The sequence below is a fragment of the Paenibacillus sp. ATY16 genome (assembly GCF_003399985.2).
Classification (GTDB): domain Bacteria; phylum Bacillota; class Bacilli; order Paenibacillales; family Paenibacillaceae; genus Pristimantibacillus; species Pristimantibacillus glycanilyticus.
The window spans coordinates 85,782-107,857 of sequence record NZ_NMOK02000025.1; the positions used below are offsets into that span (position 1 = coordinate 85,782).

16 protein-coding genes and 1 riboswitch are annotated in these 22,076 nt (G+C 49.8%); of the genes, 9 read left to right on the plus strand and 7 right to left on the minus strand.

Annotation, left to right across the window (positions count from 1 at the left end; genetic code table 11):
• Positions 1 to 184: 184 nt before the first annotated feature.
• The 5 genes from CFI03_RS16445 to CFI03_RS16465 form a co-directional block, all read right to left on the minus strand.
• Positions 185 to 1,171, minus strand: coding sequence for a Gfo/Idh/MocA family protein (locus CFI03_RS16445; protein ID WP_248758052.1), 987 nt, complete (start codon positions 1,169 to 1,171; stop codon positions 185 to 187).
• Positions 1,172 to 1,247: 76 nt separating this feature from the next.
• On the minus strand, positions 1,248 to 2,180 hold the full coding sequence (locus CFI03_RS16450) for a DMT family transporter (RefSeq protein ID WP_248758053.1): 933 nt from the start codon (positions 2,178 to 2,180) through the stop codon (positions 1,248 to 1,250).
• A 179-nt stretch (positions 2,181 to 2,359) separates the two neighbouring features.
• A riboswitch (FMN riboswitch) is annotated at positions 2,360 to 2,523 on the minus strand.
• Positions 2,524 to 2,614: 91 nt separating this feature from the next.
• Positions 2,615 to 3,676: an LLM class flavin-dependent oxidoreductase gene (locus tag CFI03_RS16455; RefSeq protein ID WP_248758054.1), complete on the minus strand. Its 1,062-nt coding sequence runs from the start codon at positions 3,674 to 3,676 to the stop codon at positions 2,615 to 2,617.
• Positions 3,677 to 3,882: 206 nt separating this feature from the next.
• Positions 3,883 to 4,776 (minus strand): NAD-dependent epimerase/dehydratase family protein, encoded by an 894-nt coding sequence (locus tag CFI03_RS16460; protein WP_248758055.1) that lies wholly within the window; start codon positions 4,774 to 4,776, stop codon positions 3,883 to 3,885.
• 41 nt (positions 4,777 to 4,817) lie between these two features.
• Positions 4,818 to 5,576: a glycosyltransferase family 2 protein gene (locus CFI03_RS16465; RefSeq protein ID WP_248758056.1), complete on the minus strand. Its 759-nt coding sequence runs from the start codon at positions 5,574 to 5,576 to the stop codon at positions 4,818 to 4,820.
• Positions 5,577 to 5,895: 319 nt separating this feature from the next.
• Between CFI03_RS16465 and CFI03_RS16470 the strand changes: the two genes are divergently transcribed.
• The 9 genes from CFI03_RS16470 to CFI03_RS16510 all read left to right on the plus strand — a co-directional run bounded on the left by CFI03_RS16470 (position 5,896) and on the right by CFI03_RS16510 (position 14,532).
• Positions 5,896 to 6,756, plus strand: coding sequence for a PRD domain-containing protein (locus CFI03_RS16470; RefSeq protein ID WP_174806541.1), 861 nt, complete (start codon positions 5,896 to 5,898; stop codon positions 6,754 to 6,756).
• 41 nt (positions 6,757 to 6,797) lie between these two features.
• Complete coding sequence (locus tag CFI03_RS16475) at positions 6,798 to 7,283, plus strand: PTS sugar transporter subunit IIA (RefSeq protein WP_248758057.1); 486 nt, start codon at positions 6,798 to 6,800, stop codon at positions 7,281 to 7,283.
• 25 nt (positions 7,284 to 7,308) lie between these two features.
• The gene (gene nagE, locus CFI03_RS16480; protein WP_201004853.1) at positions 7,309 to 8,760 is read left to right on the plus strand and encodes an N-acetylglucosamine-specific PTS transporter subunit IIBC; all 1,452 of its coding nucleotides are present in this window, start codon (positions 7,309 to 7,311) and stop codon (positions 8,758 to 8,760) included.
• Positions 8,761 to 8,861: 101 nt separating this feature from the next.
• Positions 8,862 to 9,122, plus strand: a complete 261-nt coding sequence (locus tag CFI03_RS16485) for an HPr family phosphocarrier protein (RefSeq protein WP_174806540.1) — start codon at positions 8,862 to 8,864, stop codon at positions 9,120 to 9,122.
• 16 nt (positions 9,123 to 9,138) lie between these two features.
• Positions 9,139 to 10,899 carry a phosphoenolpyruvate--protein phosphotransferase gene (ptsP, locus tag CFI03_RS16490; protein WP_248758058.1) on the plus strand — a complete coding sequence of 587 codons (1,761 nt, stop codon included), beginning with the start codon at positions 9,139 to 9,141 and terminating at the stop codon, positions 10,897 to 10,899.
• The gene (locus tag CFI03_RS16495) at positions 10,889 to 12,349 is read left to right on the plus strand and encodes a spore germination protein (RefSeq protein ID WP_248758059.1); all 1,461 of its coding nucleotides are present in this window, start codon (positions 10,889 to 10,891) and stop codon (positions 12,347 to 12,349) included. The genes ptsP and CFI03_RS16495 overlap by 11 nt, the downstream gene beginning before the upstream one ends.
• Before the next feature lie 14 nt (positions 12,350 to 12,363).
• Entirely contained in the window at positions 12,364 to 13,452 is a 1,089-nt protein-coding gene (locus CFI03_RS16500) for a GerAB/ArcD/ProY family transporter (protein WP_248758060.1), read from the plus strand.
• Positions 13,449 to 13,709 (plus strand): Ger(x)C family spore germination protein, encoded by a 261-nt coding sequence (locus CFI03_RS16505; RefSeq protein WP_248758061.1) that lies wholly within the window; start codon positions 13,449 to 13,451, stop codon positions 13,707 to 13,709. Before CFI03_RS16500 ends, CFI03_RS16505 begins: the two co-directional genes overlap by 4 nt.
• 55 nt (positions 13,710 to 13,764) lie before the next feature.
• Positions 13,765 to 14,532: a Ger(x)C family spore germination C-terminal domain-containing protein gene (locus CFI03_RS16510; RefSeq protein WP_248758062.1), complete on the plus strand. Its 768-nt coding sequence runs from the start codon at positions 13,765 to 13,767 to the stop codon at positions 14,530 to 14,532.
• A 254-nt stretch (positions 14,533 to 14,786) separates the two neighbouring features.
• Here the strand turns inward: CFI03_RS16510 and CFI03_RS16515 are convergent, their stop codons facing one another.
• Together CFI03_RS16515 and CFI03_RS16520 are read right to left on the minus strand one after the other, a co-directional pair.
• Positions 14,787 to 20,534, minus strand: coding sequence for a DUF7507 domain-containing protein (locus CFI03_RS16515; protein ID WP_248758063.1), 5,748 nt, complete (start codon positions 20,532 to 20,534; stop codon positions 14,787 to 14,789).
• Positions 20,535 to 20,811: 277 nt separating this feature from the next.
• Positions 20,812 to 22,071 (minus strand): FAD-dependent oxidoreductase, encoded by a 1,260-nt coding sequence (locus CFI03_RS16520; RefSeq protein WP_248758064.1) that lies wholly within the window; start codon positions 22,069 to 22,071, stop codon positions 20,812 to 20,814.
• Between the last annotated feature and the right edge of the window lie 5 nt (positions 22,072 to 22,076).

The following is a 22,076-nucleotide window of genomic DNA, read 5'->3' on the forward strand; positions in this document are numbered from 1 at the left end:
CAATGGCCCTAATTTTTTATGTGAAACTAATGTACTTTTCAGCTTTGTTTAATCTTGGGAGAACATAATAACCATACTCCCTATTTGATATAGCTTGTCTCTTGGGCCCGTATCCCGAATGCGGGCCACTTTTTTATTCTAAGACAAAAAGGACCGGTACAGAACCGGTCCTTTTCTTCGTTTATTATTCAAATGGATAACGCAGTCCCCATTGCCCGCGGATTTCGTCCATGATCCGCATAAGCTGCAGGGTTTCGTCCAGCGAAATAACCTCGCTCTCAAGCTTGCCTTCACGGAGGTATTGTCCTGCCGCTTCGGCCTCATACACGTAACCGAGCGTCGTACGGTCATCCGAGAAGGTTTCTTCCGTACCGTCCGAGGCAACAAGCGTTGCGGACTTGGCATTAAAGAAGGAAGGAATCTTAATGGAGCCTTCCGTCCCCATTATGTAAGCATCGCTGCCCGAGTTCAGACGGATGGCCGAGCTCAGCAAAGCGGTCTGACCGCCTTCATAAGAGAGCAGGATGCTGTTCTCTTCGTCTACGCCAGTCTCGCCAAGATGAGCGGTGCTAAGAATCTGCTTCGGTTTTGCCCCAAATAACATGGAAGCGAAGGAGAGCGGATAAATGCCGACATCCAGCAGCGCGCCGCCAGCCAAAGCCGGTTTAAATAAACGTCCTTCCGGATTAACTCCGGTGCGGAAGCCAAAGTCTGCCTTAAGCAGCCGAACATCGCCGATACGGCCCTCTTCGATCCACTCACGGACCTTGCGGATGACGGGCAGGAACCGCGTCCACATCGCTTCCATCAAGAAGATGCGGTTTTCTCTTGCGTATTGCACAACTTCCTCTGCTTCTTTTACATTGACCGTAAAAGGCTTCTCGCATAATACCGCTTTGCCTGCGCGAAGACATTGCAGAACATGTTCCTTATGGGACGGGTGAGGAGTCGCGACATAAATAATGTCGATCTCGGCATCGTTCACCAGCTCCTCGTAGCTTCCATATGCGCGTTTCCCGCCGAATTTTCCGGCGAACTCAGCCGCCTTCTCAAGGGAGCGAGAGCCTACCGCTCTAAGCTCCGCATCCTGTGCAAAAGCCAAATCGCGGGCGAATTGGGATGCAATCCAGCCTGCGCCGAGAATGCCCCATTTGATCGTTCTATTCTCCATTATTTCCTACACCTCCAACCGCAGTATATCAGCAATCGACTCGATATGAAAGCGGTTTACGCAGATATGTCCGCGCTTAATTTTGCTGCCTGGAGATGAAAAATAAAGTAAACCAGATAAACACAAAACCTGTAATCTGCGCGCTAGTGATCACTTGGCCGAATACCGTCCAGTTCAGGAGAACGCCCACCATCGGGAAGCTCAGCTCGGCGATTGTCGCATATGAAGCTTTGATCTTGCTTAAACCTTTATAGTAGACAAGCAGGCTGACCAGCCCCGGAAGCAAAGCCTGAAGCAGCAGATTGACGATAACGGCTACCGGATCCGTTCCTTCCGCCAGCTTCCATGCTGCTCCCTCCGACCAAGTAATCACAAGCAGCAGCGGCAATGCCATCATAAATCGCAGGGAGGTAACCGTCTCGTATTTCATGCTGCCAAGCAGATAACGCCCCATAACCGTCGATCCGCCCCATAGGGCGGCCGCGCCCAGCGACAGCAGGCTGCCAACCTGGACAAATTCATGGACATGCCCAAAAGGAAGCGTAAAGCCAAAGGTCAGCAAATAGGTTCCGACAATGGCGAGACCGAGCAACGGTCCGATTTTTTTGGGCAGAAGCTCTTTCAATAGGATCCTAGCCATCACAATCGCAAAGAGAGGCTGCAGCTTCTGCAGCAGCAGAACCGCGTTAGGATTGCCGTGAACGAGGCCTTGCGTGAATAGAATCGTTGCCAGCGCCGAGCCGCCCCACGAGACAAACAGCAATGCGCCAAGCTGGCGGAGACGGACTCCGCGAAGATCCGCACGGAACTTCCATAACACCGGAGCTGCTGCGATGAACAAAATGATATGCTCCAGCAGCACAATTTGAGTAGAAGTTAATGTTTTCAGCAAAATAATGCGGAATACCGGATCCACGCCCCACAGCGCGGCTCCAAGGACAACCAGCCAAAACTCCGGACGAACGGGAGATTTGGTACGAATAAGTGGTGATGCGGTGACATTGTTCATAATAGGTACCCTTTCTGAATACAGGACGGAGCAAGCGTTACGGCTGCGCCTTCGGCTAGAAGAACGGCAGACGGTTACGCTATGCAATAAAAAGCCCCGATCCGCTTGGTTCCGCGAATCGGGGCCAACTCAAATAAACATGCGTTTGGGCGGTTTCCCGTCTACTGCAGGCTTACTTAAGCGATCTTCTATCATCCGGACTATACCGTCGGCCTTGGAGTTGCACCAAGTCAGTCCCCTTGCTGTTTGTCAGCTCAGGGAGTCGCGGGCTTTGCTATCCTCTGCCAAGCAGGGAATCACGTTTACCGCCGGTCAGGAGTTTCACCCTGCCCCGAAGATCCTTATTCCATTAAATTTTTTAAATGATTGGATTGAGTATAACGCTGTTTTTCCGAGTTGTCTAGTATGAATAGTAAGATTTATCAATCGTTTAACTACACTTTTACTTGCAGGGCTTCCCGGACAAGCGGCGCAACTTCCTTCGCCAGCAGTCGGATGGAAGACTCCACCTGGGGGGCAGGCATGCCGCCAATGTCCATCTGGGCCATAAAGCGGGAATATCCAAACAGCTTATGCTGGGCGATAATCTTCTCCGCAATCAGCTCCGGACTTCCGATCGCAAGCGCCCCCGCCAGCTTCTCGAAATCCTCCCGCGAGAGCGGCGTTCCGTTCTCCTTGCCGCCCATGAACTGGGAATAGTATACCGAATAACCGGCGTAAAATTCATCCAGCGCCTGCTCGGTAGTCTTCGCAACATAACAGTGACCGGTAATCGCCACCCTCAGCTCTTCTTCCCGGTAGCCTGCCGCGATGCCCGCTTCCTTGTAGCAGTCTACAAGATGCTTGTATTTCGACGGTTCTCCGCCGAGCAGCGCAAGTGCCATCCCTGCCCCCTGCCGACCGGCCAGAGCCGCGCTTTCCGCCGTACTGCCCACGCCGACCCAGAGCGGGATTGCCGGCTGCGCCGGACGCGGTGCAATTTCCGCATCCTCCAAAGGACTGCGAAGACGGCCGCTCCATGTAACCCGTTCCGACAGATTAAGCTGTCTCATTAATTCCAGCTTCTCGGCGAACAATTCTTTATAGTCATCCAGCTCAAAGCCAAAGAGCGGGAACGATTCGATATAAGCACCGCGGCCTGCGATAATTTCCGCACGGCCGTCAGAGATGAGGTCCAGCGTCGCAAAATCCTCGAATACCCGTACCGGGTCCGCAGTCCCTAGTACCGTAGTCGCGCTTGTAAGCCGAATGCGGGAGGTCGCCTGAGCAATTGCGGCAAGTACAACCGGTGGCGAGGATAAAGCAAAGTCCAAGCGGTGATGCTCGCCTACTCCAAATACGTCAATACCCGCTTCATCCGCAACTTTGGCTGCCCGGATAATCTCCTTCATTCGTTCTCCCGCGTTCTTGAGCCCGCCCGTACGGGGATCAACCGCAAGATCGCCTAATGTGTATATGCCAAACTCAAAATTCCCGTCATTCCCTGATGAACCCATCCGTATGTCCTCCTCAGCAATGCCATCGTGATCTAATAGTCTAATGATTGACATTGCTTCCATTCCTATTCATGTACGTAAAGTAAGTAGTATACGTATAGTAAGTGAAGTCTCTAGTAAGTAATTGTGCCTAATTCTAAAGCATACGTCAAGCTTCCCTGCAAAAAAAGAAGGTTTTCATTTATAACACGGCGATAGTACTGCTGCTAAGCTCGAACAGAATACCATTTTACAGTCTTTTTTAAACCCGTGGACAAAGAAATGGAAGGCTTCCACTGCACTTCATTTTGAAGCCTCGCAATATCAGCCCTTACGACAACCGGCTCTTCCGGCCGTTCATCGCCAAATCTAATATTTGCTTCGCTTCCGATAAGGCTGCCTATCATTCTGACCATCCGCTCCAGCTGAACGGGCTGTCCGCTAGCGATATTTACCGTTCCCTCACATCGGCTTTCGAATAAAGCCACCAATGCGTCCGCCGCATCTTGGATATATAAATAATCCCGGTACAGACTGCCTTGCCGGCAATAAGCTTCTTGCTTGTTCAACAAGGAAGTAATCATGGATGCCACCAATCTTTTACCGGGATCAGCTGGGCCGTACAAATGAAACAGTCTAGCCCATGCGCTGCTAAAGCCCGCTATTCGCGCATAGGATTCCAGCCAGATCCGCAAGCTGTTCTTGCAGGCTGCGTAAGCATGGGCATATGAATCGGGGGATTCCGTTTCCGACAATACCCCTTCTCCCCATACATACTCCGCGCCCGTTCCGGCTGCAACCACGCGCTTGCCGCCGCATTCGACAAACTGATGAATAAGCGCCATGCTGCATCTTGTCCATTCGTAATTGGTCAAGGACCTGTAACATTCCGGAGGAACGGCGTCCCAAGCAAGATGGAATAACGAATCTGGCTTTACCTTCAAGATAAAACGTGCCGCCTCATCTGCGTTCAGCAGATTAACCTGATGCCAATTCCCGCCTAACGCAAGCGGAGCTGTTCGGTAAGCGGCATGTACCTCGTATCCTTTTGCCAGCAGCGAAGCGATAACGTACCGGCCAATCCAGCCGGTTGCGCCGGTTACGGCTACCTTATGCGACAATCGTCAAACCTCCCCTCCAATCTGAAGCAAGCAACCTAAATCTAACGTAATCTCAACGACCTGAATTCCGGGATACGGCGCATATCCTCCGTTATAGCGGCAAGAGCTAAATAGTTGGTTTCTAGTTCATGCAGATTAAATAGATGATGGCTGCCCATGTTGCTCTTCAAAGCATCTTCCGGAATCGTGGGACCAATCTGCAATTTCCTTGCAATCATGGCATGATTCCAGGGACTGAACGAGAATTTCATAATAAAAGCCGGAATCAGAAGCACCTCGTAAGATTTAATCGTCCAATGCCTGCCTGCCGTGTATCCGCCGCTTCTGTATTTATGAATAAATCTTCCGTTATACAAGGCTTGAGGATCCGCCGGGAATAAGCCGTGATAGCGTTGTTTGACCAGCGGCTGCGCATAGATAGGATCCGTATAGTAACCTAGAGGATCAACCATCGTAATCGTCCTCACCGAATACATTTTACCGCCAAGCGAATCCAGGACCTGAAATAGTTGAATGCCGTATCGGCTGACGAGAAATTCCGTTATATTCAGCACGATTTTCCAGCCGGATACACCCTTCTCGATATCCATTACTTCCTTGTCGACTTTAACGGCATGAAAGTCCGGGACGCTGGAATCCCTTAACTCCCAGTGAGGAGCTAGCTTCCGAATAATGTCCGCGGATCTGTCCGTTGACCCTCGGTTAATCATAATGCCATAGTCAAATAAGGGAACATGATGCATCAGCCACCAGGGCAGCAAATATTCCTCATTGTAAAAGTGAGAAATAAGCGTCGCCATCCGTTTCACCCCCTTATTGACTCTTTAAATCTGTAAGGATACTTTATCTACTATTATATGAAAGACGGCTGGAAGGGTTCATGACAGGTAGGTCTCGAGAATCAGACCAAGTAATTTGAGGCATGAATATTTTTCGATTGACGTAAACGGTTGCATGAATTATAGTGAAAACGAGCCAAATATATAACAAGCCTTTTGGCATGTTACTAGTTCGACTAGGCATGAGCCAAGGAGAGTATCCGCCCGAATGACGGCGGTGTCTTTTCTTGGTTTTTTTGTGCTCATAATGGGGAATTTACTACCGAGAGGAGGGATTGACGTGGGACTTACGGGACAACTTCGGATCGACCGGATCGTTGGCAACAATGTCATCCTGACGATGGAGCCGAATTCATCGAGGGAATACGTGCTGTTTGGCAAGGGCATTGGCTTCTCATGCAAAGGCCAGAAGTTTATCGATGCCGAAGACCCACGAATCGAGAAGCGGTACCGGCTTGACGACCGGGATAAAGCTCTGCATTACCATTCACTCTTGGAGGAATTGGACCCGGAAGTGGTTCAAATCTCCGAGCAGATCATTGACGAGATTCGGGAACGGCTGGGAACGCCCGTCGATCCGAAAGTGTATTTCGCCTTACCGAGCCATATCCAGTTTGTCGTCTACCGGTTAAGAAACGGCATGGAAATCGTCAATCCTTTCCTGTACGAAACGAAGATGTGTTATCCCCAGGAGTTCAAGATCGCGGCCAAGGCAGCCAAGATGATCAGCGAGAAATTCGACGTCACTATCCCTGAAGATGAAGTCGGCTTTCTAACGTATCACGTGTATTCGGCAGCAGGGTCCGTTACCGCGGGACAGATGGTTCAGCTGACGGAGCTGATGAACGAGATCGTAGAGAGGATCGAAGGCTGGCGGGAAGCGCCAATGTCCAAGAAGAGCTCGGATTATGCCCGGCTGATTATGCATTTGCGTTATATGATGGAACGTATTTTGCAGAATAAGGAATCTGAAAATCCGTTCTCCGCAGAGATTAAAGACAAAATACCTACCGAGCATCGCAAGGCGGAGTTAATTGCGAAGATGATTGGAGAAAGACTAAACGTCAAGGTCTCCACCGACGAGATCGGTTATCTCGCGATGCATTTGTACCGGCTGTTCCGTTCGGTGGATACAGAATGAACATAAACAGACAACAACATGGATAGCAAGGAGTAGATCATATGAAATGGTTTGGCAAAAAATCGAATTCCGTTAGTGTAGCCGCACCTCTTAGCGGCAAGCTTGTTCCGCTTAGCGAAGTGCCGGATGAAGCGTTCGCGCAAGGCTTAATGGGAGAAGGAGTTGCAATCGAGCCGGTGGAAGGCCGCGTCATCGCGCCGTTTGACGGCGTCGTGAGCCATTTGATCGACACGCATCACGCCTTGATCATTGAGCATTCGTCCGGACTGCAGCTGCTTATTCACGTTGGCATCAATACCGTTGCCTTAAACGGCGAAGGCTTTAAGGCGCTTGTGAAGACAGGCGATTCCTTCAAAGCGGGTCAAACCCTTCTCGAATGCGATCTGGATAAAATCCGCGATGCCGGTTATCCGGTCATAACGCCGATTATCGTAGCGAACGAAGACGGCGCGGAGAAAGTGGAATGCACCTTCAAAACCGTTAATGCCGGAGAACCGGATGCGATTAAGGTTGTTCTGAAAACCTAAACTATTTGACATGGAGTGAGATAAGATGCTCGCATTTTTGCAAAAGATCGGTAAATCTCTAATGCTTCCCGTCGCAGCTTTGCCTGCGGCAGCCCTCTTATTGCGTTTCGGCAACATCGATTACGTAAAGGATTTCGGATTCGGCCAGTTCGGCGACTTCCTGAACCATTATATCGCTCCGTTCCTTGCAGCGGGCGGCTCCGCGATTTTTGACAACCTGCCTCTCATCTTTGCGATTGGCGTTGCGATCGGGATGGCCGGCGATGCGGTTGCAACGCTTGCCGCCGTTATCGCGTATCTTGTTCTTACGAACGTGCTGGGCAAAATCCCAACCGTATTCACGGGTCTCGTGGATAAAGACACAACGCTTAACATGGGTGTATTGGGCGGTATCATTGCGGGTCTTGTCGCTTCATACTTCTATAACAAGTACCATGACATCAAGCTTCCGGATTGGCTCGGCTTCTTTGGCGGCAAGCGATTCGTTCCGATTATCACTTCGTTTGCGATGGTTATCGTAGGTCTTATCTTTGGTCTTATCTGGGGACCTGTCCAATCGTGGCTCGATACGTTCGGCCGCTGGATTGTTGACCTTGGCGGCGTCGGCGCGTTTATCTTCATGACGGCCAACCGGCTTCTTATTCCGTTTGGTCTGCACCACGTCATTAACGCAATCGCTTGGTTCCAAATCGGCGACTACACGGATGCAGCCGGCAACGTCGTTCACGGCGACCTGCACCGCTTCTTCGCAGGCGACCCAACGGCAGGCATGTTCATGACAGGCTTCTTCCCGATCATGATGTTCGCCCTCCCGGCCGCTGCCTTTGCGATTATTCATACGGCAAAACCGGAAAAACGCAAGCTTGTCTCTTCCATCTTTATCGGTTCCGCTCTTGCTTCGTTCCTGACGGGTATTACGGAGCCGCTTGAATTCGCGTTTATGTTCGTGGCACCTGTGCTGTACGTGATTCACGCCGTATTGACCGGTATATCCGCATGGCTTGTCGTTGAGCTTGGCATTCATCATGGCTTTGGCTTCTCGGCCGGCTTCCTTGACTACGCGATCAACTATCCGCTCTCCACGAAGGGCTGGATGATTATCCCGATCGGTCTCGTATACGCCGTTGTGTACTATGTCCTGTTCCGCGTCGTAATCGTGAAGCTGAACCTGAAAACGCCTGGCCGCGAAGACGATGATTTGGTGGAAGATGGCGCCAAGGATGGAGCTCCGGCAGGGGCAGGCGACGATAAAGCGAGTCAGGTTCTTGCGGCGCTTGGCGGTTCCGGCAATATCGAGAGCATCGATGCTTGCATTACCCGCCTCCGTCTGATCGTGAAAGACGAGAAAGCGGTGAACGACGCCGAACTGAAGCGTCTTGGCGCGGCAGGCGTAATGCGCCTTGGCAAAGGCGCCGTGCAAGCGATTTTCGGTACGCAGTCGGAACGGTTGAAAGAACAAATCAAAAAACGCATGTAGTCAGATAATAGGATCGACATTAGCTCAAACTTACGAAGTAAGAATCACCACGAATGGCCAAAACGAGGCCATTTGTGCAGCAATTCTATTTAGGAGGATTTATGGTGGAGAAAGCATACGTAGTTATGAACCCGACGGGCGTCCACGCCCGTCCTGCTAAAAAAATCGTTGAAGCTGCTAAAATTTGCGAAGGCACGGTTTACATCGAGAAAGGCGGACGTAAGGTCAGCGCAAAAAGCCTGGTTAACGTGCTGTCAATCGGAGCCAAGCAAAACGATACGGTAACGGTCAGTGCCGAAGGAGAAAAAGCCGAAGCTGCGGTTGACGCTATTGGTGCGGTGCTGGCTTCTGTGGAAGCCTAGTAAGGAGGCACGCAAAATGATGGCAATCGAGATAAAAGGGGTCGCCGCATCGGAAGGTTACGCAATCGGCCGTGCGGTTATCCTCCGCGAAGAGGCTGTTCCTCAAGGAATAACTTACGTCGAAGCAGGAGAAGAAGCGGCTGAGCTCAGCCGCTTCGATTCTGCTGTGGCGGCAGCGCGTAGTGAGCTTGAAGAGCTTCATAACCGCATGATAACGGACGGGCGCGAGAAGGAAGCCGAAATTTTCGAAGCGCATTTGATGCTGCTTGAGGACGAAGAGTTGATTGGCGCGGCACAGGAACGGATCCGCGGACAACGTTACAAGGCGGAAGCGGCGATGAACGAATCCGGCGAAGAAGTAGCCGACATGCTCGCCTCCCTTGATGACGAGTATTTGCGGGAGCGCTCGGCGGATGTCCGCGATGTCAGCCGCCGCGTCATTCGTAAGCTTGGTCACGGCACGGACGCCGATTCCGTTCCGGCTTCAACAACAGCTACGCATTCAAAAGAAAAGTCTATCCTGTTCGCCTTCGATCTGACGCCTTCGGATACGGCTCAGCTTGATCCTTCTGTGATTGGCGGGTTCGTAACGGCTGTTGGTGGGCGCACCTCTCACTCCGCCATTATTGCCCGTTCGGTCGGCATCCCCGCGATTGTTGGCGCCGGAGATGAAGCGCTGCGTATTGAGGACGGTCAGCTCGTTATCGTAGACGGCGCAGCCGGAATTGTGCTGGTCGAGCCGGAAGACGAAGAGCTTGCCCGATATCAAGCGCTGCAAGAAACTGCCGCGGGACAACGCGCACTGCTTGAGCAATTCCGCGGCAAGCCTTCGGTTAGCGCGGACGGACATCAGGTTGAACTGGTCGCCAACATTGGCTCCGTGCAAGATGCGCGTCAGGCGCATGAACAAGGTGCAGAAGGTGTCGGCTTGTTCCGTACCGAGTTTCTGTACATGGGCCGCTCCGACCTGCCTACGGAGGATGAACAGTTCTCCGCTTATAAAGATGCGGCTGAGGCCTTTGGCCAAGGTGCTTCCATCGTCATCCGGACGATGGACATCGGCGGCGACAAGGAGCTGCCAAGTCTGCAGCTCGAGAAGGAAGACAATCCCTTCCTCGGCTACCGAGCGATCCGGATTTGTCTGGACCGGCCGGAGCTTTTCAAGACTCAGCTACGCGCCGTTCTGCGCGCAAGCGCCTACGGCAATCTGAAAATTATGTTCCCGATGATCGCTACGCTTGGCGAATGGCGGCAGGCCAAGGCTTTGCTCGAGCAAGCTAAGCAGGAGCTTAGAAGCGAAAATATCGCCTTTAACGAACGGATTGAAGCCGGTATTATGATCGAAATCCCTGCTGCCGCCCAAATGGCGGACCGGTTCGCACGGGAGGTCGACTTCTTCAGCATCGGCACCAATGACCTCGTGCAATATACGATGGCAGCCGACCGGATGAACCCGAAGCTTGGCTACTTATCCGATCCCCTCCATCCTCCCGTCCTCCGGTTGATCGATCAGATTATCCGGGCGGCCCATAAGGAGAACAAGTGGGTAGGCATGTGCGGGGAAATGGCGGGAACGCCAATCGCCATTCCGATTCTGCTTGGCATGGGGCTGGATGAATTCAGCATGAGCGCATCGGCCGTCCTTCCCGCCCGCGCGCTTCTCTCGCGTTTAGACCGCGAGAAACTGACTTCCCTCGCGGAAGCCGTGCTTGATCTGGACGATGCGGAAGCCGTGCGTTCCTACGTTGAGCAGCAGGTTCCGGAGCTTGCGAAATAAACATGAACGACAGCTTACAGCAGATAAAATGCTGAAGCTGTCTTTTTTTGCGGGCGTGGATACCTCTAAGTTGTGCTTAAACAGGAAAAGCTTGGGAAAGACTGAGGGCTATAACGTTTATGCGGGAGGAACCTTAGTGGAACAGATTTCTCGCTTCATCCAACAAGTCCAGAGCTATTCAAAGGAGCTCCAAACCCAAAGTATCAAGGCAACAGTTCCTCTTCGGATCTATTATATAAGTACAGTCATTGAGACAGAAAAAATAGACACCCTTTTGATTAAACCGATTTTCAACCTTCTGGAACCGGAGTTATATATTCAATCCGTTTGCATTTGCAAAACAGTCGCAACGGAGCAAGAGCTCTATTATGAGCTTATCAATGGCAATGCCCTGTTGATCACCCCAACAAACTATTACTTTTTCAAAGCAGAGAAAGCAATAAATGATACACCAGTCGATTCAGACATCGAAACAACGCTTCAAGGACCGCAGTCAGCGCTGTCCGAGAATATTACGACCAATCTGAATATCATCCGCCACCGTTATCAATCCAATGGATTTCAGATGGAACGTTATGAGCTTGGGACTATCTCAAAAACAACTGGCTATCTTATCTATGATGCTGAGCTTGCCGATCCATCCATTCTCGCAAAAGTGAAGGAAAAACTTTCTCAAATTGATGTAAAGATGCTGCAAGCGACAGGACAGCTGGAAAATATACTGAATGGCAAAAAAAAATCGTTATTTCCAACCATGATACTTACGAACCGACCAGACCGGATTGTGTTGAATTTATCGCAGGGCAAAATGGTCATCCTTCTTGAGGGAACTTCCTTTGTTCTTATTATTCCCTCCGTATTTTATGACTTTATGTCGTCCATGGATGATTTGTATTTACCGTATTGGGTTGCGAAAGGCCTAGTTGCCCTTCGTTATATTGCTTTACTCCTAACGATTAGCTTGCCTGCCCTGTATATAGCCGTCGTTTCCTTTAACCCTGAATTTTTCCGCGTGCAACTGGCGCTCTCGATAGCGGGAAGTCGCGGCGCCGTCCCTTATCCCTCCTATATCGAAGTGATTTTTATGTTATTTATGACAGAGGCATTGACGGAGGCAAGTATTCGATTACCCAAAGTAATTGGGGGCACGGCTACAACGGTTGGCGGTCTTATTCTTGGACAGGCTGCTCAGCAAGCCGGGCTTGTGAGCAGCATTATGATTATCGTCACTTCAGCGGTCGCTATCTCCAATTTTGTCATCCCGATTAATACCATGAGCTTCGCCGTAAGAGCCATCCGTTATCCTTTGATTTTTTTCGCAAGCTTGTTTGGTTTGATTGGCGTGATCGGCGGATTATTTGCTTTTGCTTGTTATTTGACAAACTTAAGAAGCTTTGACCAACCATTCCTGAAACTATTCGTTAACGAAAAGAATCAAAGCTATAAGTAAAGGAGCACGTCTCTTTGAAACGATATTACTATTATTCCATTATGATGTGCATGCTGATCAATACGATTCTGTATGTGCCCAGCATCTTAATCATGCGTCGGCATGACGCACCGGTCACAAGCATGTTAAGCGCAGTGCTGATCAGTACGATACTAACGGTTCTCTTCACCAAAGCGATGATGGCGTTCAAGAGCGAAGGTCTGCCAGAGATTTTCTCTCGCCGGCTCCCCTTTTTTCTAGGTATTCCGATCTTGTTATATGTCGCGTTAATGTGGTTTATATCCGGAATGGTCGTCGTCACCTCGTATGCCATTATTATGACGCGGTATATGCTCCCAGAGCTGTCGCCTGTCTGGTTAGCGGCTTTTTTTTTGCTTATTATCTGCTGGTGTGCCTCCCAATCAACCAAGACCGTACTTTATCTAATGGAGATCGTGCTTCTTGTCAGCGTGCCATTAGTCTTAATCATTCTGTTTAAGGCCGTGACAAGCGAATATATGAATTGGTATGCCGTTTGGAACATTGCAACCGACTCTATGTTTAAGCTGCCGAACATCCAATCCATTAGCGCGGCTTCCTACGTTTTTACCGGTTATATTAACATTGTCATTTTTAATCGGGAGCTAACCTCTAAGCTTAGTCTTCGGCACTTGTGGTTTATCCCGATTCTGGGCATCGGGGTACTCGCTGTCACTTTTTTTATTCCAATCGGCATTCACGGAACAGAAGGGGTCGAGAGATACGTTTATGTCTGGGTATCGACTGCCGATGCATTCCATATGGAGTACGGTTTTGTCGAAAGAATGGTTTATGTCTATCTATTGCTTTTTTTAAATTTGTCCCTGTTGTTCACAACCGTTGTGTGGCACATCGGCTATCAGCTTATCAAAGGATTCGTTCCCAAAAAAATTAAGCTGCGTCCTGATATTCATCCCATTATCGTGTTTGGTATTATTGGGATCGTTACCGAAGTGCTCTTTCAATTAATGGACGAGAAGACGATTACCTATGCTGCATGGTCTTGGCTAAATGTTCGTTTATGGAGTGAAATCTGTCTCGTCTTGCTTGTGTACGTTTTATCTCTGAAAGGAAAACCGCTGTGATACGAATACTGTTGATTGCCTCTATGTTTGTCATGCTAACTACGGGGTGCGTATCCACCTCCTTCAAGGATATCGATAAACGCTTTTTTGTGCTGGCGATAGGGCTGGATAAAGAGGAAGTTGACGGAAAGGATAAATACCTCGTTTCACTCAAACTAGCTATCCCATCAGCCAAATTTGAGGTGGGAGATATGAAGTCTCAGATCATCAGCCAGACATCTGATACGATTCCGGAAGCCCTGCGGATGATTAGATAAGGAGCTGGACTTTGGCCACACCAAAATACTCGTCATTGGCGAATCTTTAGCAAAGATGGGGATCAGCGAAGCCGTTGACTTTTTTACGCGAAAAAGAGACATTCAAGGGATAGCCTACATGATGATTGGCTCCCCTTCGGCCACCGATATTCTAAATACGACGACAAGTTCTGAACGAATGCCCACCAATGCGCTTACGCTTAGCTTCGGCAAAGTCGGGACGGAATCCGCATATATAATGACTGCCCAATTGTTTGATTTTTATCGGAGAATGAATGAAAAGGGTATGGATCCCTTCTTGCCGATCGTCAAGTCGCAAGGTAAAACCTTTATGATCAATCAAGTTTGCTTATTCAACAAAGAGAAAATGAAATTGGCTCTAAATCCAGAGGAAACAAGGCTTCTTAATGAATTAATGTACCACTATCAGTACTTCGAGATTATTACAATTACCAAAGAGATAGAGTATACGCTAGCGACGGAGCGATTCAAACGGTCGTTCAAATTTAGCCCCAAAAATAAGGAGAGAGTGAAAATAAAGGTCTGGTTTGGTGGTATCGTTGAGCAGTCTAGCCAGCGAATGTTTGAGAATGACTGGGGAGAGTACGAAGAAGCGACAGAAGAAGCCTCAACCAAACGCTTTCTTGCCCTGCTTCATAAAATGCAAAAGGTGCAGTTAGATCCGATCGGGCTCGGCATGATGTATACAGCCGCTCACTATAATGGGCAGAAGGACTGGGATGAATGGCAGAGAATATACCCTCGTTTAGTCTTTGATCTGCAAGTGAAAGTAAAAATATATGGCACTGGGGTAACAAAGTAGCCACAACAATGATGACAGCCGCACAACATGTGTGATGTCATCATTGTTGAGATTCTGGTATAACGACTTGTGCCACGCCGACGTCTTTACACCGTATTTAAAAGATCGTTAAGAGCTTCGGACATGGAAGGATGCGTAAAAATGGTATCCCGTAGCTCCGTATAGGGCTGCCCGGTGTTCATTCCGGAGCTGCACGTTTAAATCAGAGCAAAAAAAATCGCCCCCCTCTATTCATAAAGTTGGGCGATTTTTTACTATTCTTCCTCTACAATGATCGTTACCGAGGCACTTGCTTGCCTAGTAGGACCGTTGTCGGATACGAGCGTTGCCGGACTTACAAGGACGGTATCTTCCTCTACCTCAGGAAGCACAAACAGGATCCGAAGCGTCTCGCATGCTCCCGCTTCGAATTCCACAATACGTACCTCGATGCCAAGCAGCGGTGCGTTCAACCTTACGTTAAACAGAGGAACGTTCCCTGTGTTGCAGAACTTAATGGTGAAGATCACCGTCTCGCCCGGTTTTCCGATTGACGGATCAACCGACTCGGTTAAGGATGCGTCAGGGATGGACTGCACCTCGATATCAACCTCTTCCTGCTGCTGAGGCGTCTGGTCGGAGAAAATAGTGACAATGTTTCTGAAGCGGGTACCGCCCCGTGTTCCAGGCGCGATTGGCAGCTGAAGGGTGAACACCCGTCTCTCTCCAGGCGCGAGCGACGGTATGGTCGTCTGGAAACGAAGCAGCGTATCGAAGACGCGAACATTGGTCAGTGTGTTATTGGTGACGTTCGTGACGGTAATGGTTTTGGTTACCGTCTCCCCGGGCTTCGGCAATTCCGGCGTTGCTTCGACTTCCAATTCCGGCAGCTCTACGGGATCAGCCACTATAACTCTTTGTTCATCCTCGACAGGCAAGGAACCAGGAGGTTTTTCCGTCCAGGTAACGGTTACGCGATTCGCGATTACCGTTCCTTGCGTTGTTCCCGGCGGCACCGCGAACTCGAAATTCACCCTCTCCGTCCCGCCCGGCGCAATAACCGGAATGGTGAACGATTGACCGGTTAACGAATCAATTACGACAACGTTGGTAGCCGGTATTACACCGGTGTTGGTCACTTCGATTGTATATCGAATCGTGTCGCCGGGTAATGCGGAGCTCCTGTCGGACCGTTTGCGAACGATAAGCGTCGTTTCCGGTCCAGGCGAAGACTCGACTTGCACCTCGGCAATGGTCTCAAGCTCCGGCGATTGATCCGACGATACGATAAACGTATTCCGGACGACACTTCCAACGGCGGCGTCCAAAGGTACGGTGAACGGCAGCGTCAGAGTAATTACACCGTTCGCCGGCAGGGTTGGAATCGTCTCCTCGAGTCCAAGCAAGACATCGGTCAACACGACATTCGTCTGCGGAACGTTCAGCAGATTTGTAACCGTTAGCGTATACGTGATCATATCGCCCGGCACAGCTGTATTTCGGTCGGCAACCTTTTGAATTTGCAGCGTCTGACCCGGTGGTTCTTGAACTGTAACTTCCGCAACCGTCTCCGCTTCCGGCGATTGATCCGAAGAAGCTATGAACGTATTGCGGATAGTGCTGCCAATTACGGCATCCAAAGGAACGGTAAACGTCAACGTTAAGCTGATTGATCCATCGGCAATGAGTAACGGAATCGTCTCGCTAAGCCCCAGCAATACATCCGTCAACACGACATTGGTTTGAGGTGTAGCGAGCAGATTTGTAACGGTCAATGTATAGGTGATCGTCTCGCCCGGCGAGGCCGTATTGCGGTCGGCAACCTTGCGAATGAATAGAGCGGGTCCCGGCGGATTTTGCACGATGACCTCGGCAACCGTCTCTGTCTCCGGAGATTGATCCGAAGCGGCTACAACGGTATTGCGAAGAATAGTGCCGGGTACCGCGCTTAAAGGAACCGTAAACGTAAAGGTTAGTGTTACCGTTCCGTTCGGCGAAAGCAGCGGGATCGTCTCGTTTACACCTAGAAAAGGATCGTTTAATCGGACGTTAGTCTGAGGGACATTAAGCAGGTTCGTAACCGAAACGGTATAGGTAATCGTCTCGCCCGGCGCAGCCGTATTGCGGTCGGCAACCTTTTGAACAAGCAGCAATGGGCCTGGAAACGCTTCTACAATAACCTCGGCTGCCGTCTCCTGTTCAGCCGATTGATCCGAAGAAACCCTGAATGTATTGCGGATAATGCTGCCGATTGCCGCATCGACAGGAACGGTGAACGTCAACGTTAACGTAACGGTGTCATTTGCGGGAAGTAATGATATCGTCTCATTCAGCCCCAGCAGTTCGTCGACAAGCAAGACATTCGTCTGTGCAATATTAAACAGATTCGTTACCGTTAACGTATAGGTGATCGTCTCGCCCGGATGCACCGTATTGCGGTCAGGAAGCTTTTGAATTAATAATGCCGGCCCAGGTGGCAGTACAACGACAACATCGGCATTCGTCTCCTGCTGAGGCGATTGATCCGATTCAACGATGAAGGTATTGCGGATAACACTCCCTTCCAATGCATCGGCAGGAACAGAGAACGTCAGAGTGCGTGTAATGGTTTCGTTCGGTTGGAGGACAGGGATCGATTCGCTTAACCCGAGCAGCGAATCGCTTAATAGAACATTCGTCTGCGGTGTGTTTAACAAATTCGTAACCGTAAGAGTATAAGTGATCAGATCGCCCGGAAGGGCAATCGATCGATCAGGCTCCTTCAGCAGCGATAGACCTACCCCCGTTACCGAAATAACGGATTCCGCTTCTTGAGGAACGGTCTCGGACGTTTCAATGGTCAGGACGTTCACGATATCCGATCCGATCGAAGCTTCCCGAGGAACAATAAATGGGAAGACATGTTGTCGAATCTCGCCTACTGCCAGATCGGGCACAAACTCATCAATGCCAAGGAGCGGATCGATAATGCGAATTCCGGTAAGCGGCACATTCCCGATATTCTCCAGGACTACCGTATAAAGAATCGTTTGCCCCGGCGCAACGCTTGACGTCTCCGGAATTTTGACAATGCCAAGCCTCGCATCCGCAAGAACATTCACCTCTGCACTATCGATGACGGGTTCCCCTGTTTGATCGCTAGTAGCTGAAGCCGTGTTGATATAGAGTTGAGGAGGCATTTCAAGCGGAATGTCAAAGACGATATCGATCGTTCTGCTCTCCCCGGCAAAAAGCACCGGAATGAAGAATTCCGATCCGGTAATATCATCGAATATCCGAATGTTCGTAAGCTCCACATTGCCTGAGTTGATAACGGTGATGAAAAAACGAACGCTTTCTCCAGGAAACGCGATATTCCGGTCTGCTTCCTTAATAATCTCCAGCCTAGGAACAGGCAGCACTTCGACTACCGTTCCTACTTCCTCCGGCTGAGGCAAATTATCCGAGGTGATCGTCATGAAATTCGCAATGGACAGTCCAGCCTGCGCGTCGGGAGGAATAATAAACGGCCAATCTATAATATAGACCCCGCCCGGCGGAATATCGCCGATAAATTGATCCAATCCAAGCAGCGGATCCACAATATGGACGTTAAACAAATCAATATCGCCGTGATTTTCGAGAATAAGGGTGAAAATAACCGTATCTCCCGGAAAGGCCGCGGGCGGATTTACCTTTTTGCTGGCGACGAGAAGCGGAGTTCCGGTTACAAGAATTTCCGACTCGGCCGTAAGGGGCGGTTCCGAGAACTGATCTGAGGTTACAAACACCGTATTGGTGATCGGCCCCAACGGATGGTCAAAAGGTACGATAAAGACAAATTGGACGATATGATTGGAGAATGGCGGAATGACCGGAATGACTTCGAATAGGCCAAGGAAAGGGTCTTGAACAACCACATTTGTGAGTGTTGCCGCACTTGGATTTTGAATATCGATTGTGTAGACGACTTGCTCTCCTCTAGCCACTTCGAACCGGTCCGGAAACTTTTTGATAACTGTTCCAAGGCTCAAGCAGAATCGCAGCACGAAGGCATCGCTGCCGCCACGCAAGAACGGTTGATACGCTCCCGGCGTGACCGGAAAATTGAAAGAGGAAGTTTGACCGGTCAAGAAGATACAATCCGAATTGTCGACAGCGACAGCATTGCCGACATCGCTTGCGTTGCCGCCCAGGTAAGTGGAGAAAACAAGTTCGTTGCCCATAATATTCAGCTGCGCAAGGAACGCGTCTCCCCCGTCCGCTCGGAATGGCTGGAACGCATCGGGAGTGATCGGAAAATTAAACGATCCCGTACTTCCCGTCACATAAGCAAAGCCCGATCGAACCGCTATGCCATTGCCTGCATCGGACTCGCTTCCCCCGAGAAAAGTCGAATAGACCAAATAATTGCCGTCTGGACTTAACTTCGTTACAAAAGCGTCAGAAGCTCCGCCGCCGTAGAAGGGTTGAAAGGAATTAGGGGTAATCGGAAAATCATGCGAAGTTGTGCTCCCCGTAACGTAGGCCTGACCAAAGTCATCTACCGCAACGCCATTCCCCTCGTCATCTCCCCCGCCGGTCAGATAGGTAGAGTATAATAGCGATCCATTGTTGTTAAATTTGGAGACGAAAGCGGCAATTACCCCGGTTAATGAAATCTGAAAGGCTCCCGGCGTCGTTGGAAAATCAACCGAAGTCGTAGATCCTGTCACGTACGCGCTGCCGGCTCCGTCAACCGCAACGCTATGCGCCTCATCAAGCCCGTGTCCGCTAAGTAAAGCGGAATACTCAATGGCGCTGCCGGTCGTATTTATTTTCGTAACAAACGCATTCTCACTTGCAATAAATGGTTCAACCACACTCGTATTCGGAAAATTGGACGACGAAGTTCCTCCGGCAATATAGGCGTTGCCTATGCCGTCCACGGCAATACCCAACCCGGTATCTACTCCCTCTCCGCCAATATAAGTAGAATAGACTAAAGAGCCCCCGTCCGGACTTAGCTTGGTAACGAATGCATCTTGGCCGCCGCTCAGAAAAGGCTGCAGTACCCCCGGCGTTATGGGGAAATCCGGGGAAAGAGTTTGCCCTGTAACATAGGCTTGACCGGATGCATCAACGGCAATGCCGCGTCCCTGATCCGCGCTGCTGCCGCCAAGGAAGGTTGAGTATATAAGCGCGGAGCCTTCCGGATTTATTTTAGTGACAAATACGCTCGAAGAGCCGTCTTTAAAGGGCTGAAATACTCCCGGCGTGACCGGAAAATCCAGCGATAACGTTTGACCGGTCACATAGGCATTGTCCTGACCATCTACCACGATGCTATAACCGATATCCGTATCGCTTCCGCCGAGGTAAGTCGAATAAGCAAGCGCCGGATCAATGATTAGTTCATAATCCGGCCGATATTCTTCACCCACCTCAAAGCCATAGACAGCAGCATCCTCCTGTAGAACGAATCGGCCTGCCACTTGCACTTTCCGACCATCAATGAATTGGTGGCAAACGGGCCTCTCTTCTGTCAGAAGGCCAAGCGAGGTGCGAATGTGAAGATTTCCTTCCTCACTTAGCATGAGTCCTTCCGATCCTTGGTACTCAAACCGAATATCGCTGATTCTAGCACCGGGCTTTACCACAACATCATACTTGAAATTCCCTTTATCTTCATAGAAGACCAAGTCGATCCCAGGCCACAGTTCACGATACATAATTTCCTTGTAAGCCGAAAGGCCGGTATGCCACTTTCCAGGGTCGTTTCCGATAAGATAATGAACCTTCTCTGAAGTTTGATGAAGACCATCAAGGAGTACATCCTTGTTCGCATCAAGAAATCGGAGAGATAGCGCCATGCCTACCTGTTGTTCTTGCATGTTACCGGTGAAAACAAAAAGCACCTGATCAGGGGAGAACGCAATCTGGCTTCCTGACTTATTGGAATAATAACAAATGTCACCACGGGTTTGTCCTTCGTTCCGCACAAAGGTCCGTGGAGCGTTCCAGTGGCTCATAACGGCTTTACGCTTCGTTTCGATGGGTATCAACCTCTTCCCTCCTGTAATAGCAATCTTATAAAACACTCAGTCATAACTGTATGCGCCTAACCTTTCTATATTGCTTTTCCAAATTGTTAAAAATATACAGCTGTCTAACAAGAAGCGCCCCATTGAAAAAAGCAAAGCCGTCCTGAAATGGACGGCTATATGAACCTTATGCGCTCTCACTCGAAAATTCCCGGTGGCAGCAAAGTAAAAAGGGGCTGTCCCCATAAGGCATTAATATGCCACAAATGGAACAGCCCCTTCATGTTTGCACAATGGTTTAGATTGTATTCAACAGATCTTTCAGAATTTCGGACATGGAAGGATGCGTAAAAATCGTATCACGAAGCACCGTATAAGGCTGCCCGGTGTTCATAAAGGTAGAAACCGTATTAACGACCTCGCTTGATTCCACAGCAAACATTGTAAATCCAAGCAGAGCATTGGTCTCCACGTCGATTACGGCTTTCAACAAGCCTTCCGTCTGTTTCAGCTGACGGGCTCTTGGCGAGGCTGCTGCCGCAAGCTTTGCCACTTTTACAGAATATCCCCTTCTTAACGCTTCCTCCTCCGTTAATCCGACATGCGATAACGGAGGATCAATAAAGACGGAATACGGAATGTTTTTACGATCCTCCGTCGTACGGAGATCCTTTCCATACAGCCCGCGGTTGGTAACTTCCACGCCTGCAGCTTGGAGGTCTAATCCTTCGATATTGGCGGAACGTCCCGTTGCTGTCAGAATGGCTTCCGCCTCCAGTTCTCCCACTGTTCCATCGGCAGACTTCAAAACTAGCTTCGCCGTCTGTCCCGTATCTACGATCTCGCTTACTTCTGTCTCTAACAAGACTTGGACGCCTTTGTTTTCGAGAGTGCGCTGCACTTCTTTGGCTATGTCCGGATCCTCTTTGGGCATGAAGCGATTTCCTCTTACAAGGAGCGTAACTTTCGAACCAAAGCTCGCATAAATCGAGGCAAATTCCACTCCAATGTAGCCGCCGCCAATGATGGCCAAGCGAGCAGGCAATTGATTTAAATCCAATAGCTCCGCACTTGTATAGACAAGATCGCTCGTAATGCCAGGAATGCCCGGTACGTCCGGCTTAGCCCCGCTGTTAATAAAAATTCGGTCCGCTTCTACAATGATTGTTCCTTCAGTCGTATCGACTTGCACTTCATTAGGCGACAAAAAAAAAGCCGTTCCGGTTATTACCGTTACACCTGGCTGTTCGTTTACATTGTTGAAGTTCTTTGTGCGCAGGAGGAAAACAAGAGCATCTTTCTCCTTAATCGCTTTGGCATATTTACTCTTCTTTTCTTCCAGAGTATGTTCTTCGTTCAGTGAGATTAGATGGGCTTCATGTGCCAACGCCTTAGTCGGAATGCAGCCCACATTAATGCAAGTTCCTCCATACATCATCGGAGATTTCTCTACGAGAGTTACCTTTAATCCTTGCGAAGCCAGAAATGGCGCCAGCGTTTTTCCGCCCTTGCCAAATCCGATAATCAAAGCATCGGCCTTATCTCTTTGAGTATCCATAAACA